The organism is Streptomyces sp. NPDC059582, from assembly GCF_042735715.1.
In the GTDB taxonomy this organism is placed as follows: domain Bacteria; phylum Actinomycetota; class Actinomycetes; order Streptomycetales; family Streptomycetaceae; genus Streptomyces.
The window spans coordinates 12,887-34,240 of record NZ_JBHWCC010000027.1; the positions used below are offsets into that span (position 1 = coordinate 12,887).

At 69.8% G+C, this 21,354-nt stretch carries 9 protein-coding genes; 7 read left to right on the forward strand and 2 right to left on the reverse strand.

What is annotated here, in order from left to right; genetic code table 11:
• The first annotated feature begins 11 nt into the window (after positions 1-11).
• From ACFV0T_RS22870 to ACFV0T_RS22880, 3 genes are read left to right on the forward strand one after another with little or no spacing between them, the layout of a single operon-like run.
• The gene (locus ACFV0T_RS22870; RefSeq protein ID WP_385782015.1) at positions 12-1,595 is read left to right on the forward strand and encodes a glycosyltransferase family 4 protein; all 1,584 of its coding nucleotides are present in this window, start codon (positions 12-14) and stop codon (positions 1,593-1,595) included.
• Positions 1,592-3,238: a glycosyltransferase family 2 protein gene (locus tag ACFV0T_RS22875; RefSeq protein ID WP_385782018.1), complete on the forward strand. Its 1,647-nt coding sequence runs from the start codon at positions 1,592-1,594 to the stop codon at positions 3,236-3,238. Before ACFV0T_RS22870 ends, ACFV0T_RS22875 begins: the two co-directional genes overlap by 4 nt.
• A gap of 9 nt (positions 3,239-3,247) precedes the next feature.
• Positions 3,248-4,531, forward strand: a complete 1,284-nt coding sequence (locus ACFV0T_RS22880) for a nucleotide sugar dehydrogenase (protein WP_385782020.1) — start codon at positions 3,248-3,250, stop codon at positions 4,529-4,531.
• A gap of 62 nt (positions 4,532-4,593) precedes the next feature.
• Here ACFV0T_RS22880 and ACFV0T_RS22885 read toward each other — a convergent pair whose 3' ends face one another.
• Positions 4,594-5,772, reverse strand: a complete 1,179-nt coding sequence (locus tag ACFV0T_RS22885; protein ID WP_385782023.1) for an acyltransferase family protein — start codon at positions 5,770-5,772, stop codon at positions 4,594-4,596.
• A gap of 503 nt (positions 5,773-6,275) precedes the next feature.
• On the opposite strand from ACFV0T_RS22885, the gene ACFV0T_RS22890 reads away from it, so the two are divergent.
• Complete coding sequence (locus ACFV0T_RS22890; RefSeq protein WP_385782025.1) at positions 6,276-7,856, forward strand: glycosyltransferase; 1,581 nt, start codon at positions 6,276-6,278, stop codon at positions 7,854-7,856.
• Positions 7,857-8,023: 167 nt separating this feature from the next.
• On the opposite strand, the gene ACFV0T_RS22895 is transcribed toward ACFV0T_RS22890, so the two are convergent.
• Positions 8,024-8,626 carry an acyltransferase gene (locus ACFV0T_RS22895; RefSeq protein ID WP_385782028.1) on the reverse strand — a complete coding sequence of 201 codons (603 nt, stop codon included), beginning with the start codon at positions 8,624-8,626 and terminating at the stop codon, positions 8,024-8,026.
• Positions 8,627-8,923: 297 nt separating this feature from the next.
• Between ACFV0T_RS22895 and ACFV0T_RS22900 the strand changes: the two genes are divergently transcribed.
• The 3 genes from ACFV0T_RS22900 to ACFV0T_RS22910 all read left to right on the forward strand — a co-directional run bounded on the left by ACFV0T_RS22900 (position 8,924) and on the right by ACFV0T_RS22910 (position 21,341).
• Positions 8,924-10,432 carry an FG-GAP repeat protein gene (locus ACFV0T_RS22900; RefSeq protein WP_385782031.1) on the forward strand — a complete coding sequence of 503 codons (1,509 nt, stop codon included), beginning with the start codon at positions 8,924-8,926 and terminating at the stop codon, positions 10,430-10,432.
• Positions 10,433-10,672: 240 nt separating this feature from the next.
• The gene (locus ACFV0T_RS22905; RefSeq protein WP_385782034.1) at positions 10,673-14,335 is read left to right on the forward strand and encodes a LamG domain-containing protein; all 3,663 of its coding nucleotides are present in this window, start codon (positions 10,673-10,675) and stop codon (positions 14,333-14,335) included.
• Between the two features lie 115 nt (positions 14,336-14,450).
• Positions 14,451-21,341 (forward strand): polymorphic toxin-type HINT domain-containing protein, encoded by a 6,891-nt coding sequence (locus ACFV0T_RS22910; RefSeq protein WP_385782037.1) that lies wholly within the window; start codon positions 14,451-14,453, stop codon positions 21,339-21,341.
• Positions 21,342-21,354: the final 13 nt, after the last annotated feature.

Consider the following 21,354-nt stretch of genomic DNA (forward strand, 5'->3'; position numbering starts at 1 on the left):
AAAGGCTTTTTATGGAAGCGCAGAGCGCCGACGCGTCCCGCCCGACCAAGGGCCGTGTCGTCATGCTCGTCGACAACAAGGTCGACGGCGACTCGCGGGTGCAGAAGGCCGCGGAGTCCGCCGCGGCGGCCGGCTGGGACGTGGTGCTGCTCGGGCTCGTCCGGTCCGGCCGCGGGCGCACCTGGAAGCTCGGGGACGCCGAGGTCCGGCTGCTGCCGCTGAAGACCCCGCTGTCCAAGCGGCATGCCGAGCGGCACCGCTCGCCGCTGCGCCGCCCGTTCGCCTACCCGCCGGGCCCGATGGCCGCCTACCGTCGGCAGTGGATCAAGGCGTGGCGGGCCGACCTGGCAACCCGTCGGGCGGCGCTCAGGGTGGCACCCGCCGCGGTCGGCACTCCGCTGTTCCGGAAGGCCGAGAAGCTCCGCCTGACGGTGGCCGGACCGGTCTCCAGGTTCCTGCAGAAGTGGGTCGAGTTCCGTGCCCGCCAGACCAGCCAGGCGCAGCAGGCCGGCCGCGCCCTGCGCGGCCCGATCGACCGCGCCTTCACCGCCGTCTGGAAGGGCGTGAAGGGCAAGCGGGCCTGGCGCCGCCTCGAACCCGTGCTGTGGGACTACGAGCTGACGTACGGCAAGGAGATCGACGCCCTCAAGCCCGACCTCATTCACGCCAACGACTTCCGGATGCTCGGGGTGGGCGCCCGCGCGACCGTACGCGCGCGTGCCGCGGGCCGCTCGGTCAAGCTGGTGTGGGACGCTCACGAGTTCCTGCCCGGCGTACGACCGTGGGAGGACAACGCCCACTGGATCCCCGGCAACACGGCGCACGAGAGCGAGTACGCCCCGTATGCCGACGCCGTGGTCACCGTCTCCGAGGGGCTGGGCGACCTGCTGCGGGAGCGGCACGGGCTCAAGGAGCAGCCCACTGTCGTTCTCAACGCGCCCGACCGCCCGGTGGAGCGGGACCCTGCGATCGAGGACGTCGAGCCGGAGCCGGACCTGCGCGAGTTGTGCGGTATCGGTCAGGACGTACCGCTGGTCGTCTACAGCGGCTCGCCGGGCCCGCAGCGCGGCCTCGGCGACATGGTGGAGGCCCTGCCGAAGCTCGACGGCGTCCACATGGCGTTCGTCGTCCCGTCCCCGGCGGCCGCCTACATCCAGGGTCTGCTGGAGCGTGCCCAGGAGCTCGGCGTCGGCGACAGGCTGCACGCCGTTCCCTATGTCCAGCACTGGCAGGTGGTCCGCTTCCTGTCCGCCGCCGATGTCGGCTGCATCCCCATCCATCACTGGCCGAACCACGAGATCGCACTGATCACGAAGTTCTTCGAGTACTCGCACGCTCGGCTGCCGCTGGTGGTGAGCGATGTCAAGACGATGTCCGAGATGACCCGCGCCACGGGTCAGGGCGAGGTCTGCCGGGCCGAGGACGTCGACGACCTCGTACGCACCGTCAAGGCCGTACTCGCCGACCCGGAGAAGTACAAGGCCGCCTACGACAAGCCGGGGCTGCTCGACACCTGGACCTGGGAGGCGCAGGCCGAGGTCCTGGACGCGCTCTACACCCGTCTGGTCCCGGGGACCCCGAAGGAGAGATCATGAGTGCGTCCCCCGACGTCAGCGTCGTCGTCGCCGTCTACAACACCATGCCCTACCTGACGGAGTGCCTGAACTCCCTGATCGGGCAGAGCATCGGTCTGGACCGGCTGGAGATCGTGGCCGTCGACGACGGCTCCACCGACGACAGCGGCGCCGAACTCGATCGCTTCGCGCAGCGGTACCCGGACACCGTCAAGGTGCTCCACCAGGCCAACTCCGGTGGCCCGGCAGCCCCCAGCAACCGGGCGCTGGACATCGCCACGGGCCGCTACGTCTACTTCATAGGCTCCGACGACTACCTCGGCGAAGAGGCGCTGGAGCGCATGGTGGCCTGCGCCGACGAGCACGGCTCGGACGTCGTCGTCGGCAAGATGGTCGGCACCAACGGGCGTTACGTCCACCAGGCCCTCTACAAGGAGAACAACCCGGACGTCGGCCTCACCGACTCCGCGCTGCCCTGGACCCTCGCCAACACCAAGCTGTTCCGGCGGGAACTGGTCGAGGCGCACAAGCTGCGCTTCCCCGAGCACCTGCCCGTGGGCAGCGACCAGCCGTTCACCATCGAGGCGTGCGTGCGCGCCAAGAAGATCTCGGTGGTGGCCGACTACATCTGCTATTACGCCGTGAAGCGCGGCGACGCCAGCAACATCACCTACCGGGCAGACCACCTGGCCCGGCTGCGCTGCACCGCCGAGATCATGGACTTCACGGCCGGTCTTCTGGAGGCGGGCCCGGAGCGAGACGCCGTACTGCGCCGGCACTTCACCTGGGAGCTGGCCAAGCTCGTCCAGGACGACTTCCCCGCGCTGGAGCGTGCCTTGCAGACGGAGATCTGCGCGGGTGTCGCGAAGCTCGCCGACGCCTACTTCACCGACGGCATCCGCGACGCCATGGACGTCAAGCGCCGCGTGCGTATCGCCCTGGCGCGGTCCGGCGCGGTGGACGAACTGTGCGAGGCGATCACCTCGGAGAAGGAGAACGGAGCACCTCCGTTCGTTGTCGAGGGCGACCGCGCCTACGCCCGTTACGCCGGTTTCCGCAGCCCGCTGATCGACGTGCCCGACCGGGTCTACGAACTCGTGGGCGAGGCGGTCCCCGGGCGGCTGGCCAACGGCACCCGACTGCTCACCTCATCGTGGGAGCAGGAGGGGGAGGGTCTCGTCTACGCGGCGTCGGTGCGGGTGCCCGTCCTCGGTGACGTGGACGGCGCCGTCCTGCGACTGATCGAGGGCGCCATGCCCAAGTCGGCGGACAAGGCCGGGGCACGCAGACTGCCGGCCGGCCACAGTCTGCCGCAGCCGGAGGGCACCACCACCCGGGAGTTCGCCGAGGACGGCGCAGCGACCGTGCTGCACGTACGTGTGCCGCTCCAGCGGCGCACCGTCAAGCGAGGCGTCCGGGTGTACCTGGACGTCGCCGGTTCGACGTACGAGATCCCGGTGAAGGGCAAGGGCGAGCCCATGCCGCTGGCGCGCCGGTGGGGTTCCTACGAGGACCCGTACCGAGCGTCGGCCGTGGTGAACCCCAAGGGGCGCGTGGTGATCGACACAGCCCAGATGTACCCGCCGGCCAAGCCACTGCTGTCCCGGGTGAAGTCGGCGCTCGCCCGCCGTCTGAAGTCCCGCCCCGGCTCCAAGAGGAAGTAACGACCGTTCATGAACATCTGTGTAGTAGCGCTCGGCAAGATCGGGCTTCCGCTGGCGGTGCAGTTCGCCGCCAAGGGTCACCGGGTCATCGGCGCGGACGTCAACGAGAAGGTCGTCGAGCTGGTCAACGCCGGCACCGAGCCGTTCCCCGGTGAGCACGATCTGGACCTCAAGCTCAAGCAGGCCGTCGACGCCGGTCTGCTGAGCGCGACGACGGACACCGCGTCCGCGGTCGCCGAGTCCGACGCCGTCGTCGTGGTCGTGCCGCTGTTCGTGGACGCCGAGGGCGTGCCGGACTTCGGCTGGATGGACGCGGCGACCAAGGCGATAGCCCAGGGCCTCAAGCCCGGCACACTCGTCTCCTACGAGACGACCCTCCCGGTCGGCACCACCCGCACCCGCTGGGCGCCGATGCTGGCCGAGGGCTCGGGCCTGACCGCGGGCGAGGACTTCCACCTGGTCTTCTCGCCGGAGCGGGTCCTCACCGGCCGGGTCTTCGCCGACCTGCGCCGTTACCCGAAGCTGGTCGGCGGCGTCGACGAGGCGTCGACGGCCCGCGGCGTGGAGTTCTACGAGCAGGTCCTCGACTTCGACGAACGAGCCGACCTGCCCCAGCCGAACGGCGTCTGGGACCTCGGCACCGCCGAGGCCTCCGAGCTCGCCAAGCTCGCCGAGACCACCTACCGCGACGTCAACATCGGTCTGGCCAACCAGTTCGCGCGCTTCGCCGACAGCAACGGCATCGACGTCAAGAAGGTCATCGAGGCCTGCAACTCGCAGCCCTACAGCCACATCCACCAGCCGGGCATCGCCGTCGGCGGCCACTGCATCCCGATCTACCCGCGGATGTACCTGTGGAACGACCCGTCCGCCACTGTCGTGCGCTCCGCCCGTGAGGCGAACGCGGCGATGCCGGAGTACGCAGTGGACCTGCTGGCGGCCGCCTACGGTGACCTGACCGGCGCGAACGTCCTCGTGCTGGGCGCGGCCTACCGTGGCGGCGTGAAGGAGACGGCGTTCTCCGGCGTCTTCCCGACCGTCGAGGCGCTCAAGGCGCGCGGCGCCGTCCCGTTCGTCTCGGACCCGATGTACACGGCCGAGGAGCTGTCGGCGCACGGTCTGACCCCGCACGCCGGTGAGAAGGTCACCGCGGCGATCCTCCAGGCCGACCACGCCGAGTACCGCACCCTGACCCCGGCCGACCTGCCGGACGTCACGGTCCTGGTCGACGGACGCCGTACGACCGACCCGGAGGCCTGGAAGGGCGTCCGGAGGGTTGTCATCGGCGGCTGACGCCCGTCTCGTACGCGGAAGGGCCCGTCCGGTGTTCCGGACGGGCCCTTCCGCGTACGCGGTCAGACGCGGGCAACCGCCTCCTGCTTGCGGGACTCCTTCTCCAGGGCCGTGCGCAGCCATCGCTGAGACGGCTTCTCCACGAATCGGTGGACGAGCCACGACAGCACGAGCAGCGCCACCGTGGTGATGCCCAGCGTCGCCCATGCCCCCACGTGCCCGTACAGCGTGCGGATCATCGCCCAGCCGAGCTCCTCGTGGAGGAGATAGAGCGGGTAGACCAGGGCGCCGGCCGTGGCCAGCCACTTCCATCCGATGCGGTCGAGCTTGTGCAGGGCGACCGCCAGGACCAGCAGATAGAAGACGGTGACCAGGGCGAGCGCGATGTAGGGGTCACGGTCCATGCCCTTGTCGTGCCGCAGATGGTCGGCGTGCTGGACCAGGTCGCTCTGCATGACCAGCCAGCTCGCGCCCAGCAGGCCCCAGAGCTTGAGGTCCGGGCCGAACCGGTACATCAGATACATCGCGATGCCGGAGACGAACAGCGCCGTGTTCAGCGGCTGGGCGAAGATCCCGAGCAGCGGCACGTCGTCCTGCTGCACCAGGACGCTCGCGAGCAGCCACAGCCAGCAGAAGACGGAGACCCGGACGTAGTTCAGCCCCTTCCAGAGCACGACCAGGAAGATGAGATAGAAGGTGAGCTCCACCCACAGCGTCCAGTAGGCGCCGACGAGATGCCGGGCGGAGAGCGGCACCTGGAACATCGTGAGGTTGGTCAGCGAATCGCTGATGCTCGGGGCCTTGCGCGCCCCGTCGGGCAGTCCGCGCCAGACGAGGACGGCGACGACGACCGAGAACCAGTAGGCGGGGAACAGACGCAGGAAGCGAGCCCGCACGAACTGACCCGGCGTCCGGTCCCAGGCGGACAGGCAGATGACGAAGCCGCTGATGATGAAGAAGAGCTGGACACCGTACGAGCCGTACGAGGTGATCGGGAAGAGCCAGGGGAACAGCTCCTTGGGGTTGGTGCCCCAGTTCGCCTTCGTCGCCGCGTCCACGCCGGTGAAGTGGAACAGCAGTACGGAGAGCGCCGCCACGACCCGCAGCGCGTCCAGTGCGTAGAGCCGGGTGCCTCGCTCCCGCCCCGGCGCCGCGACCGAGGCGCCCGGTCCGAGATCGCCGGACCCGCGTGCGTCCGGCGCCTCCGGCTGAGCCGGCACCGTGACATCGGTCTGGGACATGCTCCCCCTCGCTGCTGCCCGCGCACACCGTTTCCGTGTACGTCACCTGGTTGCTTCGCGGTGTTATCCCGCGCCCGGTGAGCATACGGTGCGGGAACGGCGCATCCTCGCGCGGGCGGCCCCCTCGTACTCGGTGCGGCACGCCCCGTGGTGCGCGATTTTTTCATCAACGGTTCAGGAACTAGTCATATGAAAGTCGTCGTATGATCCGGCCCTGGCCACATCGCCCGGTCGGCCGCTCACCGCTCAGGATGCTCACGTGCCCGCTGTCCTCACCGCCGCCGCCACCGCGCCCTCCGCGGCACGGATCGCTGCCCGTGCGCACCGCAGACGGTCCGCCCTGCCATCGCCGGACCGTGGCCCCGCTGCCCGCCGTCCCCACAGGTCGTCGTCACGTCACCTTCGCCCATCGCTTCGACACCCCGGAGATCGCCGTCCCGGGGTTGCCCCCGTCGTCGACCGTCACCCGGCATCGGATCCGGTGACAGAGCTGGAGCTACGCTGTGCCGGTTTCACGGATCTTCGTTGAGCAGTTGATCGGCCTCGCCCGTCCGCTGAGCTCCGGCCTGGCCCGGGCGGGAGCGCCGAGCATAGGGGCCCGGCTGCTGAACGTTCTGGCCCACCGTGTCCCGGAACGCAGGCTGAAGGCCGACCTGCTGGTCGAGGCCGCCGAGCTGGAGCTCTCCCACGGCCTCACCCCCCGCCGCCTCAAGGCGGCCTACGCGGCCGAACTCGCCTGCGCCGACGTTCTGTTGAAGGAGGGGAACAAGGCCGCCGCGACCGCGTCGGCGGCCAAGGCGCTGATGCTGGCGTTCCATCGCGTCCCCCATCTCGACGGGCTGACCTCGCCGCTGGCCGAGGACCCCCAGGGCTTCACGGCCGCGCTCCAGCGCAGCCGCGTCATGCGGGCGATGGCGAAGCCGCGCGGTCGCACGGCGCCCGCCGCACCGCCGCCCGCCGCACCGCCGCCCGCCGGCCGACCGCTTCGGCTCCTCATCGTCAACCGGGCCAACGCGAACTTCCTCCCGCTCATCACCGACTGGTACGAGCGGCACCCCGACGTCGAGGTCCGGACCCTGGACCTGGCCGCCGACCCGGATCTCGCCCCCCTGGCCAACGGCCTGGGCCGGATGATGGCCCGTGCGGTGGGGGGCCAGGCCGCCTACGGACGGGCGGTCGAACAGGCACTGCGACCCCACCTCGACTGGGCCGACACGGTCTTCGTCGACTGGTGTTCGGCCGGTGCGGCCTTCCTGACGCTGGTGGATCCGGGCACCACCCGAGTGGTCATCCGGCTGCACAGCTTCGAGACGTTCAGCTACTGGCCGCACGTCATGGACTTCTCGCGCGTCGACGATCTGGTCTTCGTCGGCGACCACGTTCGGGATCTGACCGCGGCCGCGGTACCCCGGCTGCTGGCCGAGGGGGCGCCTCGCCTGTCCGTGATCCACAACGCGATGGACCTGTCCTCCTACCGGCGGCCGAAGCATCCGGAAGCGCGGTTCACTCTCGGCCTGGTGGGCATCGGACAGGTCGCCAAGGATCCCCGTTGGGCGGTCGAGGTCCTGCGGCTGCTGCGCCGGCACGACGACCGCTTCCGGCTGTTGCTCGTCGGAAGCGGCCTCAACAGCGACAGCAGCCCGGCCGTGCGGCACTACCACGGCCGGCTGGAGCAGGACCTGGCGAAGCTGGAGGCGTCCGGCGCGGTCCGGCGCGTCGGGCAGACCGACGACGTGCCCGGCGCGCTGGAGGAGGTCGGGACGATCCTCAGCACGTCGGTGCGGGAGAGCTTCCACTGCGCCCTCGTCGAGGGGGCGGCCAGCGGTGCCGTGCCCGTCGTCCGCGACTGGCCGTTCTTCGCGGACGGGGACCACGGCGCCCGCACCCTCTTCCCCCAGGAATGGGTCGTCGGCACGCCTGAGGCGGCGGCTCGGCGGATCCTCGAGGTCACCGCCACCGAGGAGGCCTGGCTGAAGGCGGGCCAGGCGGCCGCGGAACACGCCCTCTCCGCCTGGGACTGGACCGTCGTACGCGACGATTTCGACCGGCTGCTGCTCGACGACCACGGAGACGGCCGACCGTGAGCCGCGCCATCGGACCCACGACCCCGGCGATGGCGGCTCGCCGTGCCCGTACCGGGCCGCCCCGCGCTGCCGCCGGCCGGGGAACAGGGGTCGTGGCCGACGGTGGGCCGACGGCTCTGCCGTCCTGGTGAACGAGGTCGCGGCCGGCCGGCTCCTCTGACTTGACCTCAGGCGTCGCGCTCGACGAGGGTGCCGTTCTTTTCGTCGTACAGGCTGCCGGTGCGCGGGCACTCCCACACGCCGGCCTCGCCCGCGTGCTCGACCAGCTTGACGCCGGCCTTGCCGACCCAGCCGACCTGTCGCGCGGGAACGCCGACGACCAGGGCGAAGTCCGGCACGTCCTTGGTGACGACGGCGCCCGCGGCGATCATCGCCCAACGCCCGATGCTGATCGGCGCGACGCACACGGCACGCGCCCCGATGGACGCCCCGTCGGCGATCTTCACGCCCACGGCCTCCCAGTCGCCGCCGCGCTTCTGCTTGCCCTCGGGGTCGACGGAGCGCGGGTTGTGGTCGTTTGTGAGGACCACGGCCGGGCCGATGAAGACACCGTCACCGAGCTCGGCCGGCTCGTAGACGAGCGCGTAGTTCTGCAACTTGCAGTTGTCGCCCATGCGGACGCCCGAGCCGACGTACGCGCCGCGGCCGATCACACAGCCCTCGCCGAGCCGGGCGCCGTCACGGATCTGCGCGAGGTCCCAGACGCTGCTTCCCGCGCCGATCTCGGCGGTCTCGTCGACCTGGGCGCTGGGCTGGACCCTGTAGTTCACTTCGTTGCCTTTCGGTGTCTGGCTTCGCTTGGGGAGCATACGGGGGGCGGGTGGGTCAGACGCCGGGGCGGGGCTGTTCAGTTGTGGCGGACGGCGGTTCGGACATGCATATATGCGGGCGCCATGCGTGACATGTGTGCCTCCTGTGATCCTTGTCATGTCTAGGAGAACATCAGGGGTATTGCATGCGCACTTCAAGCAAAGAGATGATCCCTTGAACTTTTTTGGACTCTCTTTATCTACGGGGTGCTTGTGTCAAGGGCGGGGAAACTGGGGCGGCACAGTGCTGTTGCCGTTTTGTCAGCAGCACTACTGGCATGGGGACTCGGAGCCGGCGGCACGCCCGCCGCGGCCGCCGTCGCGTGCCCCTCGGGGACCGAGTCGGACTTCAACGGCGACGGCATCAGGGACACGGCGATCGCCGACCCCGAGGCGGTCGTCGACGGCGTGGCGAAGGCGGGTGTGGTGCACGTCGTCTACGGCGGCGGCAAGGGCACCCTCGCCCTCTCGCAGGCCACGGACGGCATACCGGGCACGCCCGAGACCGGCGACCGGTACGGCTCCTCGCTGGCCGTCTACGACGCCGACCTCGACGGGTGCAGCGACCTGGTGGTCGGTGCCCCCTACGAGGACATCGGCACCGTGCCCGACTCCGGACTCGTGCACGTCATCTACGGCGCCACCGCCGGACTGGGCGCCGGCAGCAAGGCCGTGACCGAGTTCCTCCAGGGCACCGACAAGCCGTTGGGCGGCACCCCGGAGACCGACGACTGGGTCGGATACGCGATCGCGGCCGGGAAGACCTCGGCCGGCACGCCGTTCCTGTTGATCGGCAGCCCCGGCGAATCGATCGGCACCATCGAGGACGCCGGCGGCTTCTACTACGTCAGCGGCACCGCGCAGACCGTCGTCTTCGTCCACCAGGACACCGAGACCGGCGGCGCCGTGGCCGGTGTCGCGGAGCAGGACGACCGCTTCGGCTCCTCGCTCGCCGCGACCCCGACCCACTTCGCCGTCGGCACGCCCGGCGAGGCGCTCGGCACCACGACCTTCGCGGGCGGCGTGGCCTACTTCAACCACACGCTCACCTCCGGCTACCCCAAGCCGCTCGGCGGACTCGGCCAGGACCAGGACGTGATCAGCGGAGGCGAGGAGGTCGGCGACCAGTTCGGCGCCGCGCTCGCCATGGTCCCCTACCGGGCTTCCGGCGCCACCTCCACCACCGAGTCGCTGCTCGTGGTCGGCGTCCCCGGCGAGGACCTGTCGACCACCGTCGACGCGGGCGCCGTGCAGGTCTTCAAGCTCGCCGCGAACGGCACGTTCACCGAGACCGCCTGGATCGACCAGAACACCGCCGACGTGGACCAGGAGTCGGAGGCCGGTGACTTCTTCGGCCGCCAGCTCGCCGCCGTGAACACCTCCCCGAACGCCACCTCCACCGGCACCACGACCCGGCTCGCGATCGGCGTGCCCGGCGAGGAGTCGTCAGAGGAACACCAGGAGAAGGGCGGCGTCCAGATCGTCCCGCTGGTCGGCGCGGCCGGTGCCTCCGACCAGTGGATCGACCCCGGCTACGGCATTCCGTCCGCACCCGCGCCGCGCATGCTCACCGGCCTCGCTCTCGGCGCCACCCCCTCGCTGCTGTACGTAGGTGTGCCCTACGGCCCGGCCGAGGGCCGGGCGGTCTACGGCTTCCCGTGGAACGTGGCCTCCGGCGGCGCGCCGACCCAGACGTTCAAGCCCGGCGAGGGCGGCATCCCGGCGACCGGCACGACCGGGGTCGCCTTCGGAGCCACCGTTCGCTGAGCGCCCTCCCCCTGGAGCGGGAGAACAAGGGAGCGGGGGAGCGGGGGCGTGCCGTCCCCCTTCCCCGGCCCTGTACCCGCCCCTGCCCCAGGGGTAGGCCCCCCCTGCCCTCCCGCCCGCACCATCCGCCGACGACTTGTCGATTCATCGACCTCGTCTCGCCTCAACACGCCCCGCCGGACAGCGCGCTCCGGCAACCGGACTTCCGACACAGACATGAACCGACTGGAGAGTGGACGCGTGTCCGCAGACAGACACAGACCGATACGGCGAGGCCCGGTGCTGCGTGCCGCCGTCGTGGCGGCCGTCGCCGGTGCGGTGGTCGCGGGCGGCCTGGCGGTCCTGCCCGGCAGCGACGCCGGCCCGGCGCAGGCGCCGGTCGCCGCCGACCAGACCGTGCAGACCGAGCAGCAGGCCATGGCCGCAGCCAAGGAGAGCGGCAAGAAGACCGAGGTCGCCGGACTGCGCACCGAGCGCAGGGAGATCTTCGCGGAGCCCGACGGGACCTTCACGGCCCGCGAGTACACCGAGCCCGTCCGTACGGTCCAGGACGGCAAGTGGGTCGACGTCGACGCGACACTGGTGAAGCGGTCCGACGGCAGCTGGGGTCCCAAGGCCGCCACCGTCGACCTGACCTTCTCCGCCGGTGAGGCGGGCAAGCCGTTCGTGACCATGCAGCGCGCGGGCCGCGAGTTCGCGCTGAGCTGGCCGTACGGCAAGCTGCCCGCGCCGACCGTCGACGGGGACACCGCCACCTACGCCGACGCCCTGCCCGGCGTCGACCTGACCGTGCGTGCCGAGGCCGACGGCTTCGGACACCTGCTGGTCGTCAAGACGCCCGAGGCGGCGGCCGACCCGAAGCTGGCCCGGCTCGACCTGGGCATGACGACCGACGGCCTGAAGGTCGCGGAGGGCGCCTCCGGCGCGATCGTCGCGACGGACGCCGAGGTCGGCGGCACGGTCTTCGAGGCGGGCAAGCCTGCGATGTGGGACTCGGCCGCGGTCGAGGAGGCGTCCGCCAAGCGGCAGGGGCCCAAGGCCGTGGCGAAGGCCCTGAAGTCCGCGGCGGCCGACACGACCGCCGCGACGGCCGACGCGACCACCGCTCCCTCCGGTGCGAACGCGGAGGCCCCCGAGCCGGCCCTCGAAGGCCCCGGCGGCGGCGGACGCGTCGCCCCCCTGGACGTCGAGGTGGGCAAGGACAAGCTGAGCCTGGTCCCCGACCAGAAGCTCCTCAAGGGCGCCGACACCGTCTTCCCGGTCGTCATCGACCCGATCCAGCGCACCACGTCGCGTACCGCCTGGACCGGTGTCATGTCCGGGATGCCCAGCGAGCAGGACTGGAAGTACTCCGGCAGCGCGGGCGTCGGCAAGTGCCCCACCGACTACAACCCGGTCTCCTGCAACGGAGTCGGCACCCGGCGCGTGATGTTCACGATGCCGCTCTCCTTCTACAAGGGGAAGCAGATCCTGGGCGCGACCTTCTCCGCCCGGGTCGAGCACATCTACAGCGCCTCCCCGACCGCGGAGCCCATCCAGCTCTACCGGATCGGCGGCAAGAACTACACGATCAACTCGTCCAGCAACTGGTCCAACACCTCGGACGACTGGGACGACTACCTCCAGACCGTCGACAAGGCGATCTCCCCGACCTCCTGCTCCAGCCAGGCCAACCTGCACTTCGAGAGCGGCGCGACCGGCGAGCTGACCAGCGAGATCAAGACGGCCGCCGCAGGCGACTGGAACTCGATGACGCTGGGCCTGCGCGCGGCCGACGAGTCCCGCTTCGCCGAGTGGAAGCGGATCTGCGGCAACGCCTACCTGTCGATCAAGTACAACAACCTGCCGCGCCAGATCAAGACGTCCGACATGTTCACCGACCCCGGTGGCCTGTGCAAGTGGGGTTCGGGCCGCGAGTACACCGACGTCCCGCCGAAGCTCCAGGCCATCGCGAGCGACCCCGACCACGGCAACGGCCAGACCGACAAGGTGAAGGTCGAGTTCAAGGTGGAGTGGGGCGGTACCAGCCCCGGCTCGTACTCGTACACCACCCCGGACTGGCTCTCCCCGACGGCGAACACCAAGTTCACGCACACCGTCAAGTCGTCGATTCCGCAGAACACCACCATCTACTGGAGTGCGCGGGCCTACGACGGTGACGGCTGGGGCCCGTGGAGCTCGGAGGGCGACCCCGCCCAGCGCTGCGAGTTCACCTACGACAAGACCTGGCCCGGCAAGCCGAACGTGCTGTCCAAGCAGTACCCGTCCGACACCGTCTACCACGACGGCGTGGGCACCTACGGCACCTTCACCTTCGCGCCCAACCCGAACGACTCCATCCCGGACACCGACGTCGTCAAGTACCGGTACGCCTTCGACAGCGACGCCACCCCGACGACCACCATCGCCCCGACCGCGGCGGGTGGCTCCGCCTCCGTGTCGTGGATGCCGACCCGCTCCGGGCGGCACTGGGTCGACGTGGTCGCCGTGGACAAGGCCGAGCACGGCAGCAGCAAGGCGCACTACGAATTCCTGGTGAGCGAGGGCACGCCGGTCGTCGGCCAGTGGAACCTCGCCGACCAGGCGGGCGACACCGAAGCCCACGACGAGAGCGGCGAGTTCTCGGCGACGGCCGGCAGCGCCGTCACCTTCGGCGTGGACGGACCGGGCGGCAAGGCCGACAAGGCGGCCCGCTTCGACGGCAGCGTGGACGGGTACCTCGACGCCAGCGAGACCGTGCTCGACACCGCCAAGAGCTTCAGCGTCAGCGCCTGGGTACGGCCCACCGCGCTGGACCGGGACATGACGGTCGTCAGCCAGGACGGCACCGGCGAGCCCGGCTTCACTCTCGGCTACGACGCGTCCGCGACGACCTGGAAGTTCGCCGTCCCGGTCAACGACGTGGACTCGCTCGGCGAGTGGAAGGCCGTCTCCACCGGGGTGTCCGTGGTCAAGGACCAGTGGGTGCTGCTGACCGGTGTGTACGACGCGCAGAAGACCGGCGGCCCCGAGCTCAGGCTCTACATCAACAAGGACTCGAAGGGCGTCTCCCAGCGCCGTTCGACCTGGAAGTCGTACGGCCCGTTGCAGATCGGCCGCGCCACGGCCAAGAGCGGTTACCGCGACCACTTCACGGGTGACCTCGCCGAGGTCCGCGTCTTCGACCGTGTCCTGCCCGCCACCCAGGTCGCCGAGCTGATGACCGTCAAGCCGGAGCGCAAGGCCTACTGGCAGCTCGACACCGCCACCGGCAACACCTCCACCGAGACCGGTGGCGGCCAGGTGCTGACCCTCGCGGGCAACGCCTCCGTCTACCGGCCGGCCGACCCGCTGTTCGACGTCGCGGCCCTGGTCGGCGACGGCAACCTGGTCCTGGACGGCGACGGGGACTACGCGTCCACCGCCACCGCCCCGGTCACCGGCAACACCAGCTTCACCGTGACCGCCCGCGCCCAGCTCACCTCGCTGGACCCGGAGAAGTCGCAGACGGTGCTGTCCCTGCCCGGCACCAACGCCAACCGCGTCCAGGTCCGTTACCAGGCGGCCACCGGCCAGTGGGAGCTGGCCGTCGCGAAGACCGACGTGGCCGCGCCCGAGGTCGTCACCTTCACCGACGACCAGGAACTGCCCGACACCGGCGGCTCCGGCCAGCACCTCGCGGTCGTCTACGACGCCTTCGCCAACTCGATCCGGCTGTACGTCGAGGGCCAGCTCGTCGCCGGCGCCTACGGCACGGACAACACCCTGTGGTCCGCCACCGGCGGCCTGCAGGTGGGTCGTTCGCTGCGCGGGGCGAGCGAGTACTTCGCCGGCGCCATCGACGAGGTCCGCGTCTACGGCGGTGCGGCCGACCCGGTCGCGGTGCAGCAGATGGCCGCGCTGACAGCGCTGCCTGATATGTGACAGACCGCCAATCCCTTTGTGTGCCGGGCTCCGTTTCGGGCCCGGCACACCTGTCCGGTCCCTCTCAACAGGAAGCAGACCGATGTTTTTCCGTGGCCGCTCACTGAGCCGCCGCATGCCCAGACCGACCGTCGTCGCGACCGTGCTCGGGCTCACGCTCGCGCTGTCCGCGTCGTCGGTCCAGGCATTGGCGCTCGACGACGGGAACCGGGGCCGCACCAGCCGCCCCGGCGTCCAGGACGACGGCGATCCCGCCAAGGGATCCGACGCGAAAGCGAAGTCCCGCCCTTCCGACCCGGCGCGCAAGGCCGCGGTCAAGGGGCTCGACCAGGCGGTGTGGCCCAAGCGGGGCGGCGCCGAGGTGAAGCTCGGTGCCACCGCGGAGGCGGGCGGCCTGCCGGTCAAGGTCACCAAGGCGAAGGCCAAGGTCAAGGCCGCGCAGTCGGCCGGTAAGGTCCGCGTCGACGTGCTCGACCCGGCCCGCGCCGCGAAGCTCGGCGCCGGCGTCCTGCTCGGCGTCGAGCGCGCCGACGGCTCGGACCAGGCCGCGAAGGTACGGCTGACCGTCGACTACTCGGAGTTCGCCGAGGGCTTCGGCGGCTCCTACGCTTCCCGCCTTCAGCTCGTCCAGCTCCCCGCCTGCGCCACCGTCGCCCTGCCCGGCAGCAAGGCCTGCCCCGAGCAGCCCAAGGCGCTGCCCACGGTGAACGACGTGAAGACGGGCACGGTCTCCGCCGACGTGACCGCCGCACCGGCCCCGGCCGAGGGTGTCTCCACCATGGCGGCCACCTCGACCTCCCTCGTGGCCGTGGCCGCGGGCCCGTCGAGCGCGCAGGGCACGTACAAGGCGACCGCCCTGTCCCCGTCGGCCAGTTGGAGCGTCGCCACCTCCTCCGGCGGGTTCAACTGGAACTACCCGCTGCGTACGGTGCCGACCCCGGGCGGCCTGGTCCCCACCGTAGGTCTCGGCTACTCCTCCCAGTCGGCGGACGGTCGTACCTCGGCCACCAACAACCAGGGTTCCTGGGTCGGTGAGGGTTTCTCGTACGACCCCGGCTACATCGAGCGCCGCTACAAGCCGTGCGCCGACGACGGCCACGCCGGCTCCGCGGAACAGTGCTGGGCGTTCGACAACGCCACGATCATGCTCAACGGCTCGTCCGGTGAGCTGGTCAAGGACGACACCACCGGCGAGTGGCACATGTCGGCCGACGACGGCACCAAGGTCGAGAAGCTGACCGGAGCCACCAACGGCGACGACGGCAGCACCGGCGACAAGGGCGAGCACTGGAAGGTCACCACGCCCGAGGGCACCGAGTACTACTTCGGCCTCAACCGCCTTCCGGGCTGGGCTACGGGCAACGAGGAGACCAACTCCGTCTGGACCGCCCCGGTCTTCGGCGACGACTCCGGTGAGCCCTGCTACAACGCCACCTTCACCAGCGCGTACTGCCAGCAGGCCTGGCGCTGGAGCCTCGACTACGTCAAGGACACGCACGGCAACGTGATGTCCTACTTCTACGACCGCGAGACCAACTACTACGCGCTCAACGGGAAGACGGACGTCAACGGCACCGCGTACCACCGCGGCGGCTACCTCAAGCGCATCGACTACGGCCAGCAGGACACCAAGGCCTATGCGGCGAAGGCGCCGGCCCGCGTCGTCTTCAACACGGCCGAACGCTGCCTGCCCACCGCCGACTTCGACTGCGCGGAGAGCAAGCGGACCAAGGCGAACGCCTCCCACTGGCCGGACGTCCCGGTCGACCAGGAGTGCAAGTCGGGCACGAAGTGCACCTCGCCCGTGCCGACCTTCTTCACCACCAAGCGGCTGACGTCGGTCGTCACGCAGATGCGCAAGGACGCCACGAACTACCAGGACGTGGACGCCTGGACGTTCACGCACCTGTTCACCGACAACGGCGACGACTCCAAGACGCTGTGGCTGTCCAAGATCGAGAACGAGGGCCGGGTCGGCACGGCGGTCAAGCTGCCGTCCGTGGACCTCTTCGGCGAGCAGCTCGCCAACCGCGTCGACGCGATCGGCGACAACATCGCGCCGTTCTACCGCTTCCGCCTGTCGATGGTGCTCAGCGAGACCGGCGCCCAGCTCGACGTCAACTACGCCCCCACCGACTGCACCAAGGCCACGCTGCCCAAGCCGGGCGAGTCGACCAAGCGCTGCTACCCGGTGAAGTGGGCCCCGCCGGGCTACACCGACCCGATCACCGACTGGTTCCACAAGTACGTGGTGTCGGCGATCATCGAGACCGACCGCACCGGCGGCAGCGACGGCATGGTCACCCGCTACGACTACCAGGGCGACGCCGGCTGGCGTAAGGCGAAGCCGGACGGCATCTCCGACGACAAGTACCTCACCTGGGGCGGCTGGCAGGGCTACGGGAAGGTCGAGGTCACCAGCGGCACCGGCGACCGGCAGACCACCCGCGTCGACTACACGTTCCTCCAGGGAATGGACGGCGACAAGGACTCGGCGGGCAACACCCGATCGGTGACCGTCAAGGACTCCACGGGAACCTCGTACACCGACGAGGAGGAGTTCACCGGCCAGCAGCTGGAGGTCGCCACCTACGACGGCGACAAGCTCGTCGGCAGGACGATCAGCACCCCGTGGAAGTACTACACCGCCACCCAGACCCGCAGCTGGGGCACCACCCGCGCGGCCATCGTGCGCACCCAGACCGGCCGCGGCTTCAGCCTGAAGTCGGACGGCACCTGGAGCGAGACGAAGTCGACGACGACGTACGACACCTCCAACGGCACCGGCCGGGTGCTGAACGTCGACGACCAGGGCGATGTCTCCACCACCAAGGACGACACCTGCACCCGCACCACGTACGCGGACAGCACGGCGAAGAACATCCTGTCGCTGCCCGCACGCAGCGAGGTCGTGTCGGTCAAGTGCGCCACCACGCCCGACCGTAAGACCCAGGTCCTGGCGGACGAACGCACCTCCTACGACAACGGCGCGTTCGGCGCGGCGCCCACCAAGGGCGACGCGACCAGGACCGAGCGGCTGACCGCGCACGACGGCACCACGGCGACGTACCAGATCACGGGCGCCACGACCTACGACACCTACGGCCGCCCGCTGACCCAGAAGGACGCCAAGCAGTACGGGACCTCGGACCAGACGAAGACCGTCTACACCGAGACCAACGGCCTGCTGACGAAGGCGACCGTCACCAACGCCCTCGGCCACGTCACCACCACCGACTACGTCCCGGCCTGGGGCATGTCGGCGGGCCAGACCGACCCGAACGGCAAGCGCACGGACCTCGCGTACGACGCGCTGGGCCGGCTGACCTCCGTCTGGCTGGCGGACCGGGCCTCGACCCAGACGCCGAGCATCAAGTACTCCTACAACGTCCGCAAGGACAAGGTCACCTCGATCAAGACCGAGAAGATCGAGAACGACGGCTCCTACGGGGCCGAGTACCAGCTCTACGACAGCATGCTGCGGCCCCGCCAGATCCAGACCGAGGGCCCGGACGGCACGCACATGGCCGCCGACACCTGGTACGACGGCACGGGCAACGTCAAGAAGACCAACGCGACCTACAACGCGGCCGGCGCCGCCTCGGACGAGCTTCAGCTCGTGAGCAACGGCCAGGTCGGCCAGCAGAGCTTGTTCGAGTACGACGGCCTGGGCCGTGCCACCGCCCAGATCTTCGCGGTCGGCGGCGCCGAGCAGTGGCGCACCACGACCAGCTACGACGGCGAGGTCACCCGCGTCGACCCGCCGGCCGGCGGTGTGCCCACCACGACGATCACCGACGACCAGGGCAACGTCTCCGAGATCCGTCACCACCGCGGTGCGTCTCCGAACGCGGGTGTGCCCTACGACTCGACGAAGTACACCTACAACACGGCCGGCCTGCTGGAGACGGTCACCGACGCCAAGAGCAACGTGTGGCGGTACGAGTACGACCTGCTGGGCCGCAAGACGAAGTCGGTCGACCCGGACGCGGGCACCTCGCGCACGGAGTACGACGAACTGGACCGGCCGGTGGTCACGTACGACGGCCGGAACAAGAAGGCGACAACGGTCTACGACAAGCTCGGCCGAGTCACCACGACCTGGCTGGGTGACGCCGTCTCCGGCACCAAGCTGACGGAGACGAAGTACGACAAGGCGGGCTGGCTGGGGCAGGTCTACGGCCACCTGAGCTACACCTCGGCGACCGAGTACTTCGCCACCGCGGTGCAGTCGATGGACGAGTTCTACCGTCCGCTGAAGACCGGGTACCAGGTCCCTGCATCGCAGGGGGCGCTTGCCGGCACGTACGTCTACACCTCGACGTATAACCGGGACGGCACCCTCCAGAGCTCCGGGCTGCCCGCCATCGCCGACCTCCCGGCGGAGGCGGTGACTTACACGTACGACGCGTTGCAGCGCGCGACGACCATGACGGGCAGTACCTCGTACGTCACCAACACCGTCTACTCCAAGAACAGCCTGCTCCAGCAACTGGAGCTGTCCACAGGCAGTGGCAAGAAGGTCTGGCAGACGTTTGGCTACGAGACGGGTTCCGATCGGCTGACCCGCTCGGTGGTGGACGTCTCCGGCGCGACCGCCCCGGCCAAGGAGTCGAACTACTCCTACGACCAGGCGGGCAACGTCCTGTCCATCGCGGACACCGCGAACTCCGCCGCGCCGGACGTGCAGTGCTTCGCCTACGACAGCCGGCAGCGACTCCAGGACGCCTGGACCCCCACGGCCACCGCGACGACTGCGGCAGGCTCCGGCACCCGAGGCTCCACCGCGCCGGTGGACGGCACCGGCCCCACGGCCTGTGACTCCGCCGCCGGTTCGAGCGCGCTCGGCGGTCCCGCCCCGTACTGGAAGTCGTACGAGACCGACGCCATCGGCAACCGTCTGACCGACGTCAGCCACGACACCGGCTTGAACGCGGCGAACAACATCACCCGCAGCTACGAGTACGGCGGGGCGGGCGCCCTCGGTGACGGACCGCACCAGGTCACCAAGGTGACCGAGAAGACCCCGACCGGGGACAGGCAGTCGACGTACGAGTACGACGACGCGGGCAACACCACCAAGCGCGTCCTCGGCGGCAACGCCCAGGTCCTGGCCTGGGACGACACCAGTGCGCTGGCCAAGGCCACCGAGGCCGGTGGTTCCGAGACGAGTTTCCTTTACGACGCCTACGGCCAACGCGTACAGCGCAAGGACCCGTCCGGTACGACCGTCTACCTGCCTGGCACCGAGCTGAAGCTGTCGGCCGACGGCACCAGGACGGAGGCCACTCGCTACTACGAGTACGCCGGACAGACCGTCGCGGTCCGTACCGCGGCGAAGCTCTCCTTCATCGCCGCCGACCACCACGGGACGGGCGAGCTGGCGATCGACTCCGTGACTGGGGCCATCTCCCAGCGGCGCTACGACCCCTTCGGTGTCGAGCGCGGCGAGAAGTCCGGCACCTGGCCTGGGGAGAAGGGCTATGTCGGCGGCACGATCGACACCTCGACCGGCCTGACCCACCTGGGCGCGCGGGAGTACGACGCGACCATCGGCAAGTTCATCTCGGTCGACCCGATCATCGACTACACCCAACCCCAGCAGATCAACGGCTACGCCTACGCCAACAACTCCCCGGTCACTCACGCAGACCCCAGCGGAATGATCGTCCCGGAGTGCCGGGAAGGCCTGATCGAGTGCCGCGGTGGCATCCCCGTCACCAACGCGGACCCGGAGGTCTCGAAGGCACAGTCGGACGTCAGCAAGGCGTCCGGAGACGTGGCGGCGGCGCAGCAGCAGCAGGCGTCCGCCAGGCAGCGCATCAAGTCCGCGGGCAAGGCACTGGTCAAGATCGCCCGGGACATCCTGGGTGTGGACGCGGCCCTGGACTGCATCTCCACCGGTGACGTCGGCTCGTGCGGCGAGACGCTGCTCAACATCGCGGGCAGCTTCGCGGGCGGCCTGGCGGGCAAGATCCTCGCCAAGTACGGCGCGCCGTGGAAGTGGGCCAAGGGCATCAAGCTCGCCAAGCGGGTGACCGGCCTGGTAGGCGACCTGATCGGCGGCGTCAAGGGCCTGTGGAACGCGAATAAGGCGGTGGGCCGGGCGAAACTCGGGCTTTCCAAGGCTGCGGAGAAGCTGGCGGAGGTCAGAAAGAAGGCCGCGGCAGCCCGCAAGAGGAAGGGCGCCGAGGATGACATCGGCGGTTCCTGCCCGATCGAGGGGAAGCACAGCTTCCTGCCCGGTACGAAGGTACTGCTCGCGGGTGGCAAGACCAAGCCGATCGAGCGGGTGAAGCTCGGCGACAAGATCATCGTCACCGACCCGAAGACGGGCAGAACGACGGTTCGCGAAGTCGTCGGGACGATCGTCACCGAGGCCGACAAGCACTTCGTCGATCTCACGGTCAAGAGCAGGTCGGGCAAGGTCGAGTCCCTCGTCTCCACGACGACCCACCCCTTCTGGGCGGATTCCGAGAAGAAGTGGGTCGAAGCCGGTGACCTCGTGCAGGGCATGCAACTGCACACTGCTGATGGCGACTCGGCCGAGATCACGGCCGTCCGGTCCTTCGACCGGCGTCAGCGAACGCACGACCTGACGGTCGAGGACGTCCACACCTACTACGTCCTGGCGGGCGACTCCCCACTGCTCGTCCACAACTGTGGCGAGCGGATCTATGAGGCGGGCGGCAAGCACGGCAGTGAAGCGCGTGGCAGTTCTCGGGGCGAGAACAGCGCCGAACCGGCCAACGGCCAGGACGCGCTCGACAACTCTGTGCAGATCAAGGACACGTCGCCCCGCCGTGTGGGCATTGACCGGACCACCGGCGATAGCGTGGTGCTCGACCGTACCGGTGAGGTCCCGTGCGGCTGCACCGTGAAGGGCGGAACCAACGAGGTCTTCCACGGCCACGTGCGGACGGACATCAACACGGAGCCGGGTATGGCCAAGGCCAAGAGCGCACTACGCCGGGGAATCAAGAACGGAGACATCAAAACTGAGTAGGCACGACGACTCC